This window comes from uncultured Maribacter sp. (genome assembly GCF_947495965.1).
Lineage (GTDB): Bacteria > Bacteroidota > Bacteroidia > Flavobacteriales > Flavobacteriaceae > Maribacter_B.
Window position 1 is genome coordinate 134,838 of record NZ_CANMBB010000002.1, and the last position, 18,255, is coordinate 153,092.

Consider the following 18,255-nt stretch of genomic DNA (forward strand, 5'->3'; position numbering starts at 1 on the left):
ATTTTTTATTAGTATAATAATATTACACCTGTAAAACCCCCATATTAAATGGTTTTTCAATAGGAGCATGGTTTGCTGCTTCAATACCCATAGATATCCATTTCCTAGTGTCTAATGGGTCTATTATAGCATCGGTCCAAAGACGAGAGGCTGCATAGTAAGGAGAAACTTGATTGTCATATCTTTCTTTAATTTTAGAGAACAACTCAGCTTCTTTCTCTGGAGTTATTTCTTCTCCTTTTTTCTTTAAAGAAGATTTTTCTATTTGTAGAAGAACTTTTGCTGCAGAGTTACCACTCATTACAGCTAATTCTGCACTTGGCCAAGCAGCAATAAGTCTTGGGTCATATGCTTTGCCACACATAGCATAGTTACCTGCACCATAGCTATTACCAATTACTATAGTGAACTTAGGAACAACAGAGTTACTAACAGCGTTAACCATTTTAGCACCATCTTTAATTATACCACCATGCTCACTTTTACTTCCTACCATAAAGCCGGTGACGTCTTGCAAAAACACTAACGGAATTTTCTTTTGGTTACAATTAGCAATAAATCTAGTAGCTTTATCTGCAGAATCGGAATAAATAACCCCGCCAAATTGCATTTCTCCTTTGGTGGTCTTTACAACTTTACGTTGGTTAGCAACAATACCTACAGCCCAACCGTCTATTCTAGCATAACCGGTTAATATGGTTTGTCCATACCCTTCTTTGTATTGTTCAAAGTCCGAGTTGTCTACAAGTCTTTTTATTATTTCTACCATATCATATTGCTCATGGCGAGCAGCTGGTAGTAAACCATATATATCTTCAGGTTTTTCTTTTGGTTTAATAGCTTTTGTTCGGTTATAACCAGCTTTATCAAAATTACCAATTTTATCCATAATACCTTTTATGGTATCTAGAGCAGAGGCATCATCTTTTTCTTTATAATCGGTTACACCACTAATTTCACAATGTGTGGAGGCTCCTCCTAAAGTTTCATTATCAATTTGTTCTCCAATAGCAGCCTTAACAAGATAACTCCCCGCAAGAAATATGCTTCCTGTTTTATCAACTATTAAAGCTTCATCACTCATAATAGGCAAATAGGCTCCCCCAGCAACACAACTACCCATAACGGCAGATATTTGTGTAATACCCATACTACTCATTTTGGCATTATTTCTAAAAATACGTCCAAAGTGTTCTTTGTCTGGAAAAATTTCATCTTGCAATGGAAGGTATACCCCAGCACTATCTACTAAGTAAATAATTGGTAATCTATTTTCAATTGCAATTTCTTGGGCTCTTAAATTCTTTTTTGCAGTAATAGGAAACCAAGCTCCAGCTTTTACAGTAGCATCATTTGCAACAACAAGACATTGTTTTCCAGAAACATACCCCATTTTAATTACAACACCACCTGAAGGACAGCCTCCGTGTTCTTTATACATTCCTTCGCCTACAACAGCTCCAATTTCAATACTATCTTTTTTGTTGTCTAATAAATAGTCTATGCGTTCTCTAGCAGTCATTTTACCTAGAGAATGTTGTTTTTCTATTCTTTTTTTTCCTCCTCCTAATTTAATTAGAGCAAGTCTTTTTCTTAATTCTGATAAAAGTAATTTATTGTGGTCTTCGTTTTTATTGAAGGCTAAATCCATTCCTTATTTTTTTGTTTATTAGTCCGTATAAAGATAAGAAGTTAAATTGATTACATTTGATAAAAATCAATAATCAAAAAGATAACAATGATAAAATGGGGTATTTTAGGTTTAGGAAATATAGCTAAAAAATTTGCTTCAGATTTAAAGTTAGTTCCTACAGCTACACTTCATGCAGTAGCTTCTAGAGATTTAACTAAAGCTAATGTATTTGCGAATGAAAATAATGCATCTAAAGCTTTTGGGACATACCAGCAGCTTTTTGAGGATAAGGAAGTTACGGTTATTTATATAGCTACACCACATAATAATCATGCCGAATTGAGTATACAGGCAATGACGCATGGTAAACATGTTTTGTGTGAAAAACCTTTAGGAGTAAATGAAAAAGAAGTTAGAGCAATGGTAGCTGCTTCTAAAAATAATAAGGTTTTTTTAATGGAAGGTTTGTGGTCTAGATTTAACCCAACAATAAAAAAAGTAAAAAATCTAATAGATAAAAAAGAGATAGGTAGTTTAAATCATATGTATGCAGATTTTGCTTTTTATGGATTAAATAGAGAGGAGAATAGTAGATTGCTAAACCCTAGCATGGCAGGTGGTTCATTATTAGATATTGGAATTTACCCTGTCTTTTTAGCTTATTTATTTTTAGGCAAACCAGAGACTATCCTTGCTACATCTAATTTTCATAGTACAGGTGTAGAAATTCAAACCTCTATAATTTTTAATTATAAAAATGCACAAGCAATACTCTATTCTGGATTAAATTCTACTACGCAAACAATAGCTGAGTTTTCAGGTAGTGAAGGTTCCATACTAATTCCTTCTAGATGGCATGAAGCACAAGGGTATCAATTAAAAAAAGAAAATGAGTCTTCTTTCTTTTCTATGCCAAGAAATGGCCTTGGGTTTACTTATGAGATAGAAGAAGTACACCAATGTATTCTAAAAAATAAAACAGAAAGTGAATTGTGGAATCATCAAAATAGTATAGATTTAGCACAATTGTTAGACTCTATTCGTAAAGAAGTAGGAATTATTTTTCCTTTTGAAGAATAATATTAGAGTTATACATTTATAAATCTTGGAATTTTTCCGATATTTGAAATTACCAAAAACTAAACCAAAAAAACTATGGGAATGAATAAAAACACCGTACTCGCGTGGGCAACATTTATAATGCTATTTGTAGGAGTAGTTCTTATTGCGCTAGGAGCTTTTAAATATAGAGAAGTATCAGGAATAGGATTTGCAGCAGTTGGTATTGGTTTTTTTGCAATTGCTTGGGTTTTTAATGCCTTAAAAGGTAGAGTTTAATAAATTTTCACACTTTTCATTTACGATAAATACAAACTATGTCTGACGATAAGAAAGTAATTTTCTCAATGTCTGGGGTTTCCAAGACGTTTAAAACTGCGAATACACCTGTATTAAAAAATATATACTTAAGCTTCTTTTACGGAGCAAAAATTGGAATTTTAGGACTTAATGGTTCTGGTAAATCTACCTTACTAAAGATTATAGCTGGGGTTGATAAAAATTTTCAAGGCGATTTAGTTTTTTCTCCAGGTTATAAAGTTGGTTATTTAGAACAAGAACCACAATTAGATGAGGATAAAACGGTACTAGAAATAGTAAAAGAAGGAGTTGCAGAAACAGTAGCTATTTTAGAGGAGTATAATAGTATTAATGACCAATTTGGTTTAGAAGAAGTATACTCTGATGCAGATAAAATGGAGAAGTTAATGGCTAGGCAAGCTGTTTTACAAGACCAAATTGACGCTTCTAATGCATGGGAATTAGATACCAAGTTAGAAATAGCAATGGATGCGTTACGTACTCCAGATTCCGATAAAAAAATAGCGGTATTATCTGGAGGAGAAAGAAGAAGAGTTGCATTGTGTAGATTGCTATTACAAGAACCAGAAATTTTATTATTAGATGAGCCTACTAACCATTTAGATGCAGAATCTGTACACTGGTTAGAACACCATTTAGCACAATATAAAGGAACTGTTATTGCCGTGACGCATGATAGATACTTTTTAGATAATGTTGCAGGATGGATTTTAGAATTGGATAGAGGAGAGGGTATTCCTTGGAAAGGAAATTATTCTTCTTGGTTAGATCAAAAATCTAAACGATTAGCGCAAGAGAGTAAAACCGCCTCTAAAAGGCAAAAAACATTAGAACGAGAGTTAGAGTGGGTACGCCAAGGAGCAAAAGGAAGGCAAACCAAACAAAAGGCGCGTCTTAAGAATTATGATAAGTTAATGAGTCAAGATCAAAAACAACTTGACGAAAAACTAGAAATATATATCCCAAATGGTCCTAGACTAGGAACTAATGTTATTGAAGCAACAGGAGTAAGCAAGGCCTATGGCGATAAATTACTGTATGAAGATTTAAAATTTAATCTTCCGCAAGCAGGTATTGTAGGTATTATTGGCCCAAATGGTGCTGGTAAAACTACTATTTTTAGAATGATAATGGGGGAGGAAACTCCAGACAAAGGAGAATTTGTTGTTGGTGAAACAGCAAAAATTGCATATGTAGATCAAAGTCATTCTAATATTGATCCAGAAAAAACTATCTGGCAAAACTTTAGTGATGAGCAAGAACTTATTATGATGGGAGGAAGGCAAGTAAATTCTAGAGCATATTTAAGTAGATTTAATTTTTCTGGTAGTGAACAAAATAAAAAAGTAAACATGCTTTCCGGTGGGGAGCGTAACCGTTTGCATTTGGCAATGACACTTAAAGAAGAAGGAAATGTTTTGCTTTTAGATGAGCCTACCAATGATTTAGATGTTAATACATTGCGAGCTTTAGAAGAAGGTTTGGAGAATTTTGCAGGTTGTGCTGTAGTTATTTCTCATGACCGTTGGTTTTTGGATCGTATTTGCACACATATATTGGCTTTTGAAGGGGACTCTCAAGTATATTTCTTTGAAGGTTCTTTTTCTGATTACGAAGAAAATAAGAAAGCACGTCTAGGTGGCGATTTAATGCCAAAACGTATTAAGTACAAAAAGTTAATTAGATAAAGAATATAATATTAATATTAAATGCCTCTTTGTAATAAACACAAGAGGCATTTTTTTTAGACTAAAATTAATTCCATTTTTACATCACTTCTAACATAAGGTAAATTTTTCTCTAAAGGAATGTGTTTAAAACCATATTTTTCATAAATATGAAGAGCAGTTTCTAATTTGGTGCTAGAATATAATAAAATTTTAGGCCATTTCTTTTCTTGGGCAAAATTTATCGCAAACTCTAATAGTTGTTGCCCTATCTTTAAGCCTTGGTAATCTTTGGCTACTGCCATTTTTCCTAATTCATAATTACCATCCTTCATTATAATATAAGAAAAGCAACCAACAATAGTATTTTGGTATTGTGCCATGAAAATATAACCGCCAGGCTTAATAATAGTATCTTCGCTATTTTCTAATAATTGAGAATCTTTTTCTTCAACATGAAAATATTTTTCTAACCAAGCTATATTTAAATCTTTAAAAGCTTTTGCGTGTATAGGTTTATAGGGTATTATTTGTAAGCTCATTTTTTGTCATTACTGTATTTTATTAAAGATATAGAATTCATTTAAATAAAAATAATTGCAATTTTTTTAACAAAAAAAATCTAAAACTACTTTTCCTGCGTATATTTAGAAAGCAAACAACCAATTTTAAAAGTTAAACAAGGTTAATTAATTTTTTACATTATGAGTGAATCTAAAAATAACAACGGTTTAAAGGTATTAGCAGGGTTACTAGGAGTAATTCTTTTAGGTACTATTATTTATACTGTTAGTCTTTATCAAGATAAGAAAAAGACAGAAACTGTTCTTACGAAAGAAAAAGAATTAGTAGTAGAAGATTTAAATAGTTTAAAATCGGAATACGATAAAGCTATTTTAGAAAGTAATGCAACTAATGAAGAATTAGTAACTGCAAGAGATAACATTTCAAAGTATATTGATTCTGTAAAGGCAATGAAAGGAGATATAGCATCTTTGTCTAGATATAGAAGACAAGTAGGTGTATTAAAAGCAGAAAGAGCTAAATTATTAAAGCAAGTAGATTCTCTTACACGCTCTAATACTTTAATTGCTATGGAAAGAGATAGTACATATGTAGAATTAGAAAAGCAAACAGTTTTTAATGATTCTCTAGTTGTGCAAAACACTCAATTAGCAGATGTTGTAGAAAAAGGTTCTGCATTAAATTTATCAAAGTTTTCTGTAGATGCTGTAAAAGAGCGTAATAGCGGAAAATTAGTATCTACATCTAGAGCTGGTAGAACAGATAAATTTAAAATATGCTTTACCGTTGCAGATAATGTAATTGCAGGAGCGGGAGATAGAGAATTTTTTGTAGAAGTTTTAGACCCACAAGGAAATGTTTTAGGGGAAAGCTATTCTAAAACAAATGAATCTGGAGCTTCTGTAACCTATAGCAAGTCTACAAGTTTTTATTATGAAAATAAATCTTTAGATGTTTGTGATTATATAGGAAAGCCTGCTGGAGATTTCCAAAAAGGAAATTATATGGTGAATGTTTATGATGATAAATTAAAATTATTAGGAACTTCTAAGTTTACTTTGAAGTAATAACGAGAACACACACTATCCATTAATATTTAAGAGCCAATCATTAATTTGATTGGCTCTTTTATTTTGTAGTAGAATTAAAATATTATTTTAAACTGCCTACCATATTTTCTGGTTTTACCCAAGCATCATAATCTTCTGCAGATACATACCCAAGATTAATAGCTTCTTCCTTAAGAGTAGTACCATTTTTATGTGCCGTATTTGCAATTTCTGCAGCTTTGTAATAACCAATTTTAGTATTTAAAGCTGTAACAAGCATTAAAGAGTTGTTTAATAATTCTTTAATAACACTATGATTAGGCTCTATGCCAGATGCGCAATTAACATCAAAACTTACACAAGCATCACCAATTAGTTGTGCAGATTGCAAAATGTTTGCCCCCATCATTGGTTTAAAAACATTTAATTCATAATGACCTTGTGTTCCCCCTATAGTAACAGCTACATCATTACCCATTACTTGCGCACATACCATGGTAAGTGCTTCGCATTGTGTAGGGTTTACTTTTCCTGGCATAATAGAACTACCTGGTTCATTTGCAGGAATAATAATTTCTCCAATACCAGAACGAGGACCAGAAGCCATCATTCTAATATCATTAGCAATTTTATTTAAAGAAACTGCTAATTGTTTTAATGCACCATGACTTTCTACAATAGCATCGTGTGCAGCAAGTGCTTCAAATTTATTCTCCGCAGTAATAAAAGGTAATTCAGAAAATTCTGCAATATACTTTGCTACTAATACATCATAACCTTCTGGGGTATTTAAACCTGTACCTACAGCAGTACCACCTAAAGCAAGTTCACTTAAATGTGCTAGTGTGTTTTTTAAGGCTTTTAGTCCATGATCTAACTGCGATACATAACCAGAAAATTCTTGCCCTAAGGTTAGGGGAGTAGCATCCATTAAATGGGTTCTACCAATTTTTACAACATTGTTAAATTCTTTTCCTTTCTTAGCAAATGTATCTCTTAACTGTGTTACACCAGGAATAGTATTTTCTACTATTTTTTTATAGGCAGCAATATGCATGCCCGTAGGAAAGGTATCGTTAGAAGATTGCGATTTGTTTACATCATCATTAGGTTGTATAGTTTTATCTCCTTCACCAATTTTTTTTCCAGCAATTTCATGAGCACGATTAGCAATAACCTCATTTACATTCATATTACTTTGCGTACCAGAACCGGTTTGCCATATAACTAAAGGAAATTGATCATCGTGTTTTCCTGCAAGAATTTCATCGCAAACACTAGCAATTAAGTCTCTTTTTTCAATGGCAAGTACTCCTAAATCATGATTGGTATAAGCAGCTGCTTTTTTTAAATAAGCAAAACCATATACAATATCTAATGGCATAGATGCAGCTGCTCCTATTTTAAAATTATTTCTGGAGCGCTCTGTTTGTGCTCCCCAATACTTATCACTAGGAACTTTTACTTCGCCCATAGTGTCTTTTTCTATCCTAAAGCTCATTTCTTAAAAAGTTTTATTTATACCAAAGGTAGGGGTTTACAGATTTATTTCCATTTTTTTTAATTTTGATTTGCACTATTAGTGTATTTAAAAGTATCTTTGCAATGTTAATATTATATATCATGTTTGACTTTGACCAATATTTAGGATTTTTATCATTTTTAACCATATTAACCATAGGATTTTGGTTAATGATTTTCTTGTTAACATTTGTTATCCCTTACTGGTTATTTGGTAATATTAAAGAATTATTAAAAGAAAAAAGAGATGCTAAAAAAGCAGCTCGTGAAAAGGCATAAATAAAAAGGGAAATCTATAAGATTTCCCTTTTTTGATTTTAAGAATTTTCTTTTCAGTTATATTACCAATTATTTAGAGTATTTTGAAAGCCTCTAAAATATTTTTCTAGATTATGAGTAGATAATTTTCTATTTATAATTTCTGACCAAGAGTATTTTTTGTAAATATCTTCTTCACTTGAGAGTGCTACTTTTTTGTATTCCTTAGTTTCTTTCTCTTTTTGTTTCTTTTTAAGAATATGCAATTCTTTTTCCATGGCTTCAATATCTATACCATGTACATACCTATCATACAGTTTAATACGTATAAAATATACAATAGGAATTACCACCATACATATAGGAATTACCCACCAAATATTTTCAGTATCTACAAGGTCGTCTGAATCTGAGAAAACTTCAAATAACTGAAATGCATACATTGCTATGGGAATAATAATAATATGATACCACCAGTTTTTAGAAGAGAAAAACCAGATAATCATAAGATATAAAGGAATTATTTTACTGAAAAGAAACCAGAAATATACAGAAACACTATGAAAACCTCCATTATCTATTGTATATCCAAGCAAAGAAATTGTATCATTTGGTTCTTTTGGTAAGTAATCATAAAACTTATACAAAAAAGGAGATACAGCAATAAAAAAAACAAAAATTGATTCTAAAATTATTTTTGTTTTTGCTTTTTTACTTGTAGAATTATTCATCATTAGGTAGAAGTTCTTTTCTACTAACGAGAATACCTAAAAAAAAGTATAAAAAAAAGGCAATATTTATTGCCCTTTTTTTTATACTTTTTATTCTGGTCTTAGATGTTTTTTATCTATTCCTTGTTCATACAATTGATCATCATCAGATGACGTGTTAGGGGAACAAGAAAAAGCCATTAAAGTAACCAATGCTGCAAAAGCAAAAATAATTTTTTTCATTTTCATAAGTATTTAGTTAAACATGGAGTGTTTCTACAAACGAAAGTAACTAAAAAAATGATGCAATAGTGCATTTAAACGTTAAAATTGAGCACTTTAACGTAGAAAAAGGTATTTTGTCGATGCGTTTAAAAGGGAGAGAAGTGGCTTTTTTTCATTAGAAAATGGATTACATAACTAATTGGCGGTTAGTGGCATCAATAATTTCTATAGTTATTTGTGTAGTATTTTCAGGAAGATAGGAAGGTATTTTTTCTGGCCACTCCATGAGTATCCATGCTTTAGAATTTAAATAGTCTTCTAAACCAAAGTCTAAAGCTTCATTTTCATCATTTAATCTATAAAAATCAAAATGATAGGCAATTAATTCTCCTTCTGTATTTTCATATTCATTTACAATTCCAAAAGTAGGACTGTTCGCTATATCTTTTACCTCAAGAAGTTTTACTATTTCTTTTATTAATGTTGTTTTTCCAGCTCCCATTTCACCATTAAAGGCTAAAAATTTATTTGGAGCGTTTCTTAAAATCTCTTCTGCAACTTCTTTTAACTGATTTTCAGAATATATAATGTTCATTTAATTTTATTTAGGCTCTAACACTACAAACGGAATAATCATTTCTTCTAAAGAAACACCACCATGCTGATACGTATTTCTGTAGTATTTTACATAATGATTATAGTTGTTTGGATATGCAAAAAACATATCATTTTTTGCAAAAATAAAAGAACTACTCATATTTATACTTGGTAATTGAATATTTTTAGGATTTGTTGCAGCAATTACCTCTTTATCTTCATACGTTAAACTTCTACCTGTTTTATACCTTAGGTTTAAACTAGTATCTTTATCCCCAATTACCTTAGAGGCTTGTTTTACATTTATGGTTCCATGATCTGTAGTGATAATAAGTTTCATTCCCATATTTTGGGCTTGCTGTATTATTTCTAATAATGGAGAATTTTTAAACCAACTTTGCGTTAATGACCTATACGCTTTATCATTGGAAGCAAGTTCTTTAATCACTTCCATTTCAGTTTTGGAATGTGATAGCATGTCTACAAAGTTGTATACAATTGCAGTTAGGTCATTATCCTTTTGAGATTTAAAATTTTGTGACAATTGCTTTCCTTGTTTTAGGCTACTAATTTTGTGGTATTCCCATTTTATATCTAAGCCTAAATTCTTTATTTGTTGCCCAAGAAATTTATCTTCAAAAAGATTTTTTCCTCCTTCATCTGTATCGTTTTTCCACCAGTCAGGATGTTTTGTTTCCATTTCTAAAGGTGTTAGTCCAGAAAAAATAGAATTTCTCGCATACTGTGTAGCAGTAGGTAAAATACTAAAGTAACAATCTTCTTTAATTTTTTTGTAAAAGGAGTTTATTGTATCTTCAAAAGAACACCATTGATCTAATCTAAGATTATCAATAACAACTAATAATGTTTTGTTGCCTTTAAGTTCAGGAACTACCCATTTTTTAAATAAAGTATGTGATAATACTGGTGCATTATCATTTACAAACCAGTCTTTATATTCTTTATCAATAAATTTTGAAAATTGATTATTTGCTTCTGTTTTTTGAGATTCTAAAATCTCGAACATACTGCTATCTTCAATTTCTTCTAATTGTAATTCCCAGTAAATTAATTTATTGTATAATTCTACCCATTCTTCTTTAGAATTTACCATGGCTAAATCCATAGCTATTTTTCTAAATTCTTGTTGGTAGTTAGCTGTAGTTTTTTCAGATACTAAGCGAGAATGATCTAAATTCTTTTTTAAAGAAAGTAAAATTTGATTAGGATTAACGGGTTTTATAAGATAATCTGCTATTTTAGAGCCAATTGCTTCCTCCATTATAAGCTCTTCTTCACTTTTAGTAATCATTACTACAGGCAAAGAAGAATTTAAAATTTTTATTTCGTTTAAGGTTTCCAATCCAGAAATACCAGGCATATTTTCATCTAAGAAAACAATATCTACACGAGTTTCTTGAAGTTCTTCTAAGGCTTCTTGTCCACTTTTGCAGGTTACAACTATATAATTTTTAGCTTCTAAGAATAGAATATGTGGTTTTAATAAATCTATTTCATCATCTACCCAAAGTATTGTTATCTTGTTCATTTAGTACTTATATTTGTGCGTAAATTATACCGATTTTGATAAAATCTAACAAGCTTAAAATATTTAATGATCCAATTTACGGATTTATTAGAATTCCCAACACTTTAATTTTTGATCTTATTGCAGATCCTTTTTTTCAAAGGTTACGAAGAATCTCTCAAATGGGACTTTCTTATCTTGTATACCCAGGAGCGCACCATACACGTTTTCATCATGCGTTAGGGTGTATGCATTTAATGCGTAAAGCTATACAAGTATTAAGATTTAAGCAGGTAGCATTAACAAAGGAAGAAGAAGAAGGGCTTTTAATTGCAATTCTTTTACATGATATTGGCCACGGACCTTTTTCGCACGCAATGGAGCATAGTATTGTAGAAGGGGTTAATCATGAGCATATTTCTTTATGTTTTATGCAAGAGTTGAATAAAAAATTTGAAGGAAAACTAACTTTAGCTATAGAAATATTTAATGGCAATTACCCTAAAAAGTTTTTAAATCAATTAGTGTCTAGCCAGTTAGACATGGATAGGTTAGACTACCTAAAAAGAGATAGTTTTTATACAGGTGTGGCAGAAGGGAATACAAATGCAGAACGATTAATTACAATGCTCAATGTGGTTAATGGAGAGTTAGTAATAGAAGAAAAAGGAATTTATTCTATTGAAAAATTTATTATGGCTCGCAGGTTTATGTATTGGCAAGTTTATTTGCATAAAACTGGAGTTGCTGCAGAGCAATTATTAATGCGTATTCTAAAACGTTCCAAAGAGTTAATTTTAAGAGGGGAGCATTTAGATTGCAGTAAAAATTTAAAGTTCTTTTTAGAAAATAAAATTGACATTGATAATTTTGATTTAGATACATTAGTCCGATTTTCTAAGCTAGATGATATAGATATTCTTTCCGCAATTAAGAATTGGCAAGAAAGTTCCGATTTTGTTTTATCGCAATTGTGCCAAATGGTAATAAATAGAAGACTTTTACAAGTAAAAGTTAAAAATGAACCTATTTCTGAAATTAAATTAGAAAAACATTTTAATGATTTTAAAACAGAAAATGATTTAACTGATGAAGAAACAAATTATTTTGTTTTTACAGGCGAGATAAAAAATAAGGCGTATGATAGAGATTATCAGCCAATTAATATCCTTAAAAAAAATGGGAGAGTAGTAGATATAGTAAAACTGTCGGATTATTTAAAAATAAAAACATTATCAAAGACGGTTTCTAAATATTATATATGCTACCCTAAAGATTACGTTTAACTATTTTTCTTACTTTTGTGCTCATGGTATTTACAGCGAGTCAAATTGCAGGCATATTAGAGGGGGAAATTGAAGGAAACCCAGAGATTGCCGTTCACAAATTAGCCAAAATAGAAGAAGGAGAAAAAGGTTCTCTTACTTTTTTAGCTAACCCAAAATATACTTCATATATATATTCTACAAAAGCATCAGTTACAATTGTAAATAAAGACTTTATTCCAGAGCAAAGTATAACTACAACATTAATTAAAGTAGAAGATGCTTATGAGTCTTTTTCTAAGTTATTAGAGTATTACAATGAAGTAAAAAATAATAAGCAAGGCATAGAGAATCCTGTATTTATTGCAGATACTGCAAAATATGAAGAAGATATTTATATAGGAGCTTTTACCTATATAGGTGCTAATGTTGTACTTGGAAAAAATGTAAAGATTTATCCTAATGTTTTTATTGGGGATAATGTGGTAATAGGAGATAATAGTTCTGTTTTAGCAGGTGCTAGAGTTTGTTCGGAATCTGTTATTGGAAAAAACTGTACCATTCATAGTGGTGCTATTGTGGGGGCAGATGGTTTTGGTTTTGCACCTAATAAAGATGGCTCCTATAGTAAAATACCGCAAACAGGAAATGTAATTTTAGAAGATAATATAGATGTTGGTGCAGGAACCACAATAGATAGAGCAACATTAGGGTCTACAATTCTCCGTAAAGGTGTAAAGCTAGATAACCAAATACAAATAGCTCATAATGTAGAAATTGGAGAAAATACAGTAATAGCTGCCCAAACGGGTGTTGCAGGATCTACAAAGATTGGTAAAAACTGTATGATAGGAGGACAGGTAGGTATTGTTGGGCACATTACTATTGGAGATAATGTTAAAATACAAGCGCAATCTGGTATTGGAAGAAATGTAAAAGATAACGAAGTGTTACAAGGTTCTCCTGCTTTAAATTATGGAGATTATAACAAATCTTATGTGCATTTTAAAAATTTACCAAAAATTGTAAATAGAATAAATCAATTGGAAAAAAAAGAATAATTGTGAATATGAAACCACAAAAACAAAGAACAATTGGAAAAGAAGTTACACTAACAGGTGTAGGTTTACATACAGGAGAAAATGTAACTCTTACATTTTTACCAGCAGCAGAAAATCATGGTTATGCTTTTAAGAGAGTAGATTTAGAAGGGGAGCCAATAATAGAGGCAGATGCTAATTATGTAGTAAACACGCAAAGAGGAACTAATTTAGAAAAACGTGGAGTTAAAATACAAACATCAGAACATGTTTTAGCTGCATTAGTTGGTCTAGAAATTGACAATGTTTTAATAGAATTAAATGCTCCAGAACCACCAATAATGGATGGTTCTTCTAAGTTTTTTGTAGAAGCTTTAGAAAAAGCTGGTATTGTAGAACAAGAAGCAGAAAGAGAAGAATATATTGTAAAAGATGTTATTTCTTACAAAGATGAAGCTACTGGTAGTGAAATAACTATAATACCATCGGATACCTATATGGTAACTACAATGGTAGATTTTGGTACTAAAGTTTTAGGAACACAAAATGCAACTTTAGAAAAACTTAGCGATTTTAAAACCGAAATAGCGGATGCAAGAACTTTTAGTTTCTTGCATGAATTAGAAGCTTTATTAGAGCATGGACTTATTAAAGGTGGAGATTTAAATAATGCTATTGTGTATGTGGATAAGGAAATTTCCGAAACCACAATGAAAAAATTAGAGAAAGCTTTTAATAAAGAAAAGCTATCTGTTAAGCCTAATGGCATATTAGATAACTTAACATTGCACCAGCCAAATGAAGCAGCAAGGCATAAATTGTTAGATGTTATTGGAGATTTGGCATTAGCAGGAACACGCATACGTGGTAAAATTATAGCTAATAAGCCAGGGCATTATGTAAATACACAATTTGCTAAGAAAATTGCAAAAATTATTAAACTAGAGAAAAGAAATAAAGTTCCTAGTTATGATTTAAACCAACCGCCGTTAATGGATATCCATCAAATTATGGATATGTTACCTCATAGACCTCCATTTTTATTAATTGATAGAGTTTTAGAGCTTTCGGATACACATGTTGTTGGTATGAAAAACGTTTCAATGAATGAACCATTTTTTGTTGGTCATTTCCCAGGAGCACCAGTAATGCCTGGTGTATTGCAAGTAGAAGCAATGGCGCAAACAGGTGGCATTTTGGTGCTTAGTACTGTGCCAGATCCAGAAAACTACCTTACCTTTTTCATGAAAATGGACAATGTAAAGTTTAAACAAAAAGTACTTCCGGGAGATACACTAGTTTTTCACTGTAGTTTAATTACTCCTATACGAAGAGGAATTTGTCATATGCAAGCATATGCTTATGCTAATAATAAGTTAGTTTGTGAGGCAGAATTAATGGCACAAATAGCTAAAAAGAAATAAAAATGAATCAACCTTTAGCTTATATACACCCTGGTGCAAAAATTGCAAAAAATGTTGTTGTGGAACCTTTTACAACAATTCATAATAACGTTTCTATTGGGGATGGTACTTGGATAGGATCCAATGTTACAATTATGGAAGGAGCAAGAATTGGGAAAAATTGTAATATTTTTCCAGGGGCGGTTATTTCTGCACCGCCTCAAGATTTAAAGTATGATGGCGAAGAAACTACGGTTGTAATAGGAGACAATACTACTATTAGAGAATGTGCAACAATACATAAAGGAACCTCAGACAGAATGAAAACTGTTATTGGTAAAAATTGTTTAATTATGGCTTATTGCCATGTAGCACATGATTGCTTAGTTGGTGATAATTGTATTTTTTCTAATAATTCTACCTTAGCAGGACACGTAACTATTGGAGATAATGTAATATTAGCTGGTTTAGTTGCAGTGCATCAATTTGTATCTGTAGGGCAGCATGCATTTGTTACAGGAGGTTCTTTGGTGCGTAAAGATGTACCGCCTTTTGTAAAAGCCGCACGTGAGCCACTTTCTTATGTGGGTATTAATTCTGTGGGATTAAGAAGAAGAGGAATAGCATCCGAAAAAATTAGAGAAATTCAGAATATATATAGAATATTATATCAAAAAAATTATAATAATACACAAGCAGTTCAAATTCTTGAAGCAGAAATGGAAGCAACTCCAGAACGTGATGAAATACTTCAATTTATAAGAGATTCACAACGTGGTATTATGAAAGGGTATTTTAGTAATAACTAAGTATAAAAATAAGGTAAGTTAAGAGGATGTATCTTTTAAAAGAATTCTCTTAATGATTAACGAATAACTAACAACAAATAAATGGCATCTACATCAGATATTAGAAAAGGATTATGTATTAGATATAATAATGATATATATAAAATCATTGAATTTTTACATGTAAAGCCAGGAAAAGGTCCTGCTTTTGTTAGAACAAAATTAAAAAGTGTTTCTACCGGAAAAGTTTTAGATAACACTTTTTCGGCAGGGCATAAAATAGAAGATGTTCGTGTAGAAACGCGTTCTTATCAATTTTTATATCCAGAAGGAGATACTTTTCATTTTATGAATACAGACGATTACAACCAAATTACCTTGCAAGAAAGTTCTTTAGACGCTCCTGGCTTGTTAAAAGAAGGTACTGTTGTAAAAATTATGTTTAATACAGAAGATAGTATGCCTTTATCTGTAGAAATGCCTGCAAGTGTAATTTTAGAGGTTACCTATACAGAACCTGGTGTAAAAGGAAATACAGCTACAAATGCTACAAAACCTGCAAAAGTAGAAACAGGAGCAGAAGTTAACGTTCCTTTATTTATAAACGAAGGAGATAAAATTAAAGTAGATACTGAGAAAGGTAGTTACATGGAAAGAGTAAAAGAATAGTTTTTTTACAATGAAATTTCCTAAATCGTATACTTTACAAGAAATCTCTCAAATTATTCAATCAGAATATATTGGGGAAGCTAATTTTTCTATAACGGGTATGAATGAAATTCATGTTGTAGAAAAGGGAGATATTGTATTTGTGGATCATCCAAAATATTATGATAAAGCATTAAATTCTAAGGCTACTACTATCTTAATAAATAAAAAAGTTGCATGTCCAGAGGGTAAAGCTCTATTAATTTCGGAAGACCCTTTTCGCGATTTTAATAAACTAACCACTTATTTTAAGCCATTTGTACCTGCAAGTTCGGCTATTTCAGAAAGTGCACAAATAGGGAAGGGTACCATTATACAACCCAATACTTTTATAGGAAATAATGTTTCTATCGGAGAAAATTGTGTGGTGCATTCTAATGTAGCCATTTATGATAATTGTGTTATAGGAAATAATGTTACTATCCATGCAGGGAGTGTTTTAGGAGCAGATGCTTTTTATTATAAAAATAGACCTGAAGGTTTTGATAAGTTACGTTCTGGCGGAAGAGTTGTATTAGAAGATAATGTAGATATAGGAGCTCTTTGTACTATAGATAAAGGAGTTACTGGAGATACTACCATTGGAAAAGGAACAAAACTTGATAATCAAGTACATGTAGGACATGATACTATTATTGGGGAAAAATGTTTAATTGCATCCCAAACTGGAATTGCTGGTTGTGTTATTATTGAAGATGAAGTTACCTTATGGGGGCAAGTAGGAACCAATAGTGGAATTACTATTGGTAAAAAAGCTGTTATAATGGGGCAAACAGGAGTTACTAAGTCAGTGCCAGGTGGTAAAAGCTATTTTGGAACTCCAATAGAAGAATCTAGAGAAAAATTGAAGCAATTGGCTTACATTAAAAAAATTCCAGAAATAATAAAAAAAGTAGAAAAGTAAATTAAAAAGAAGTTTACTTTAAAAATCATTTACAAACGCATATTTTTGTGTTATTAAAAAAATAATATCGTATGAGTGTTCTAGTTAATAAAGATTCTAAAATAATAGTACAAGGTTTTACAGGAAGTGAAGGAACTTTCCATGCCGGACAAATGATTGATTACGGTACTAACGTTGTTGGTGGTGTTACTCCAGGAAAAGGAGGTCAAGAACATTTAGGAAAACCTGTTTTTAATACTGTTTTAGAAGCAGTTGAAAAAGTAGGGGCAGATACAACTATTATATTTGTACCGCCAGCATTTGCTGCAGATGCTATTATGGAAGCAGCTAATGCAGGTATAAAAGTTATTATTACAATTACAGAAGGTATACCTGTAGCAGACATGGTAAAAGCTTCTAATTACATAAAAGATAAAGATTGTAGACTTGTTGGGCCTAACTGTCCAGGAGTTATTACTCCAGGAGAAGCAAAAGTTGGTATTATGCCAGGATTTGTTTTTAAAGAGGGGAATGTAGGTATTGTTTCTAAATCAGGAACTTTAACTTATGAAGCAGCAGACCAAGTTGTTCGTCAAGGATTAGGAATAACTACTGCAATTGGTATTGGTGGTGATCCAATAATTGGAACTACAACAAAAGAAGCTGTAGAATTATTAATTAATGATTCTGAAACTGAGTGTGTTGTAATGATTGGAGAAATTGGAGGACAATTAGAAGCTGATGCTGCAGAATGGTACAAGGCAAGTGGAAGTAAAAAACCAATTGTTGGTTTTATTGCTGGTGAAACTGCTCCTGCAGGAAGAACTATGGGGCATGCTGGTGCTATAGTTGGTGGTAGTGATGATACTGCACAAGCAAAAAAACGTATTATGAGAGAATGTGGTATATATGTTGTAGATTCTCCTGCCGAAATAGGTGTTAAAGTAAAAGAAGTTATGGGGTAATAGCACTTAAAGTGTTAAATCTTTCCAAATAATTCTTACATTAAATCCATCATTCTTACATTAGAATGGTGGATTTTTTTTACCATAAATTCAACATCTTTTTAAAACTA

The 18,255-nt window shown here is 31.4% G+C and carries 19 protein-coding genes; 12 read left to right on the forward strand and 7 right to left on the reverse strand.

The annotated features are described in order from the left end of the window. Window positions 1-22 precede the first annotated feature (22 nt). The gene (locus Q0820_RS04970) at window positions 23-1,651 is read right to left on the reverse strand and encodes a carboxyl transferase domain-containing protein (RefSeq protein ID WP_298485688.1); all 1,629 of its coding nucleotides are present in this window, start codon (window positions 1,649-1,651) and stop codon (window positions 23-25) included. Between the two features lie 87 nt (window positions 1,652-1,738). Between Q0820_RS04970 and Q0820_RS04975 the strand changes: the two genes are divergently transcribed. The 3 genes from Q0820_RS04975 (at window position 1,739) to ettA (ending at window position 4,701) form a co-directional block, all read left to right on the forward strand. Next, on the forward strand, window positions 1,739-2,713 hold the full coding sequence (locus Q0820_RS04975) for a Gfo/Idh/MocA family oxidoreductase (RefSeq protein ID WP_298485691.1): 975 nt from the start codon (window positions 1,739-1,741) through the stop codon (window positions 2,711-2,713). An 81-nt stretch (window positions 2,714-2,794) separates the two neighbouring features. Continuing rightward, the gene (locus tag Q0820_RS04980; protein WP_298485693.1) at window positions 2,795-2,971 is read left to right on the forward strand and encodes a CAL67264 family membrane protein; all 177 of its coding nucleotides are present in this window, start codon (window positions 2,795-2,797) and stop codon (window positions 2,969-2,971) included. Window positions 2,972-3,009: 38 nt separating this feature from the next. Beyond that, entirely contained in the window at window positions 3,010-4,701 is a 1,692-nt protein-coding gene (gene ettA / locus Q0820_RS04985) for an energy-dependent translational throttle protein EttA (protein WP_298485695.1), read from the forward strand. 56 nt (window positions 4,702-4,757) lie between these two features. On the opposite strand, the gene Q0820_RS04990 is transcribed toward ettA, so the two are convergent. Continuing rightward, window positions 4,758-5,222, reverse strand: a complete 465-nt coding sequence (locus tag Q0820_RS04990) for a GNAT family N-acetyltransferase (RefSeq protein WP_298485697.1) — start codon at window positions 5,220-5,222, stop codon at window positions 4,758-4,760. A 162-nt stretch (window positions 5,223-5,384) separates the two neighbouring features. Between Q0820_RS04990 and Q0820_RS04995 the strand changes: the two genes are divergently transcribed. Further along, window positions 5,385-6,272, forward strand: coding sequence for a hypothetical protein (locus tag Q0820_RS04995; RefSeq protein ID WP_298485700.1), 888 nt, complete (start codon window positions 5,385-5,387; stop codon window positions 6,270-6,272). A gap of 85 nt (window positions 6,273-6,357) precedes the next feature. Here Q0820_RS04995 and fumC read toward each other — a convergent pair whose 3' ends face one another. Beyond that, on the reverse strand, window positions 6,358-7,755 hold the full coding sequence (fumC, locus tag Q0820_RS05000) for a class II fumarate hydratase (RefSeq protein ID WP_298485701.1): 1,398 nt from the start codon (window positions 7,753-7,755) through the stop codon (window positions 6,358-6,360). 122 nt (window positions 7,756-7,877) lie between these two features. On the opposite strand from fumC, the gene Q0820_RS05005 reads away from it, so the two are divergent. Then, window positions 7,878-8,054, forward strand: coding sequence for a hypothetical protein (locus Q0820_RS05005; protein WP_298485703.1), 177 nt, complete (start codon window positions 7,878-7,880; stop codon window positions 8,052-8,054). Window positions 8,055-8,116: 62 nt separating this feature from the next. Here Q0820_RS05005 and Q0820_RS05010 read toward each other — a convergent pair whose 3' ends face one another. The 4 genes from Q0820_RS05010 to Q0820_RS05025 form a co-directional block, all read right to left on the reverse strand. Further along, window positions 8,117-8,767, reverse strand: a complete 651-nt coding sequence (locus Q0820_RS05010; RefSeq protein ID WP_298485705.1) for a hypothetical protein — start codon at window positions 8,765-8,767, stop codon at window positions 8,117-8,119. 87 nt (window positions 8,768-8,854) lie between these two features. After that, window positions 8,855-8,986 (reverse strand): hypothetical protein, encoded by a 132-nt coding sequence (locus Q0820_RS05015; RefSeq protein WP_298485707.1) that lies wholly within the window; start codon window positions 8,984-8,986, stop codon window positions 8,855-8,857. Between the two features lie 169 nt (window positions 8,987-9,155). Then, window positions 9,156-9,563 carry a tRNA (adenosine(37)-N6)-threonylcarbamoyltransferase complex ATPase subunit type 1 TsaE gene (gene tsaE / locus Q0820_RS05020; RefSeq protein ID WP_298485709.1) on the reverse strand — a complete coding sequence of 136 codons (408 nt, stop codon included), beginning with the start codon at window positions 9,561-9,563 and terminating at the stop codon, window positions 9,156-9,158. A 6-nt stretch (window positions 9,564-9,569) separates the two neighbouring features. Next, window positions 9,570-11,114, reverse strand: coding sequence for a bifunctional response regulator/alkaline phosphatase family protein (locus Q0820_RS05025; RefSeq protein WP_298485710.1), 1,545 nt, complete (start codon window positions 11,112-11,114; stop codon window positions 9,570-9,572). 35 nt (window positions 11,115-11,149) lie between these two features. Here Q0820_RS05025 and Q0820_RS05030 point away from each other — a divergent pair, with 35 nt between their 5' ends. The 7 genes from Q0820_RS05030 (at window position 11,150) to sucD (ending at window position 18,145) form a co-directional block, all read left to right on the forward strand. Continuing rightward, entirely contained in the window at window positions 11,150-12,379 is a 1,230-nt protein-coding gene (locus tag Q0820_RS05030) for an HD domain-containing protein (RefSeq protein WP_298485711.1), read from the forward strand. Between the two features lie 23 nt (window positions 12,380-12,402). Next, window positions 12,403-13,419, forward strand: coding sequence for a UDP-3-O-(3-hydroxymyristoyl)glucosamine N-acyltransferase (gene lpxD / locus Q0820_RS05035; protein WP_298485713.1), 1,017 nt, complete (start codon window positions 12,403-12,405; stop codon window positions 13,417-13,419). A gap of 8 nt (window positions 13,420-13,427) precedes the next feature. After that, window positions 13,428-14,822, forward strand: a complete 1,395-nt coding sequence (locus Q0820_RS05040) for a bifunctional UDP-3-O-[3-hydroxymyristoyl] N-acetylglucosamine deacetylase/3-hydroxyacyl-ACP dehydratase (RefSeq protein WP_298485714.1) — start codon at window positions 13,428-13,430, stop codon at window positions 14,820-14,822. Window positions 14,823-14,824: 2 nt separating this feature from the next. After that, window positions 14,825-15,610: an acyl-ACP--UDP-N-acetylglucosamine O-acyltransferase gene (gene lpxA / locus Q0820_RS05045; protein WP_121066210.1), complete on the forward strand. Its 786-nt coding sequence runs from the start codon at window positions 14,825-14,827 to the stop codon at window positions 15,608-15,610. 81 nt (window positions 15,611-15,691) lie between these two features. After that, window positions 15,692-16,258 (forward strand): elongation factor P, encoded by a 567-nt coding sequence (gene efp, locus Q0820_RS05050; protein WP_298485716.1) that lies wholly within the window; start codon window positions 15,692-15,694, stop codon window positions 16,256-16,258. A gap of 10 nt (window positions 16,259-16,268) precedes the next feature. Continuing rightward, the gene (locus tag Q0820_RS05055; protein ID WP_298485718.1) at window positions 16,269-17,201 is read left to right on the forward strand and encodes a UDP-3-O-(3-hydroxymyristoyl)glucosamine N-acyltransferase; all 933 of its coding nucleotides are present in this window, start codon (window positions 16,269-16,271) and stop codon (window positions 17,199-17,201) included. 71 nt (window positions 17,202-17,272) lie between these two features. Next, a complete protein-coding gene (gene sucD / locus Q0820_RS05060; protein ID WP_298485720.1) occupies window positions 17,273-18,145 on the forward strand; it encodes a succinate--CoA ligase subunit alpha in 873 nt (290 codons plus the stop codon). The last annotated feature ends 110 nt before the right edge of the window (window positions 18,146-18,255 follow it).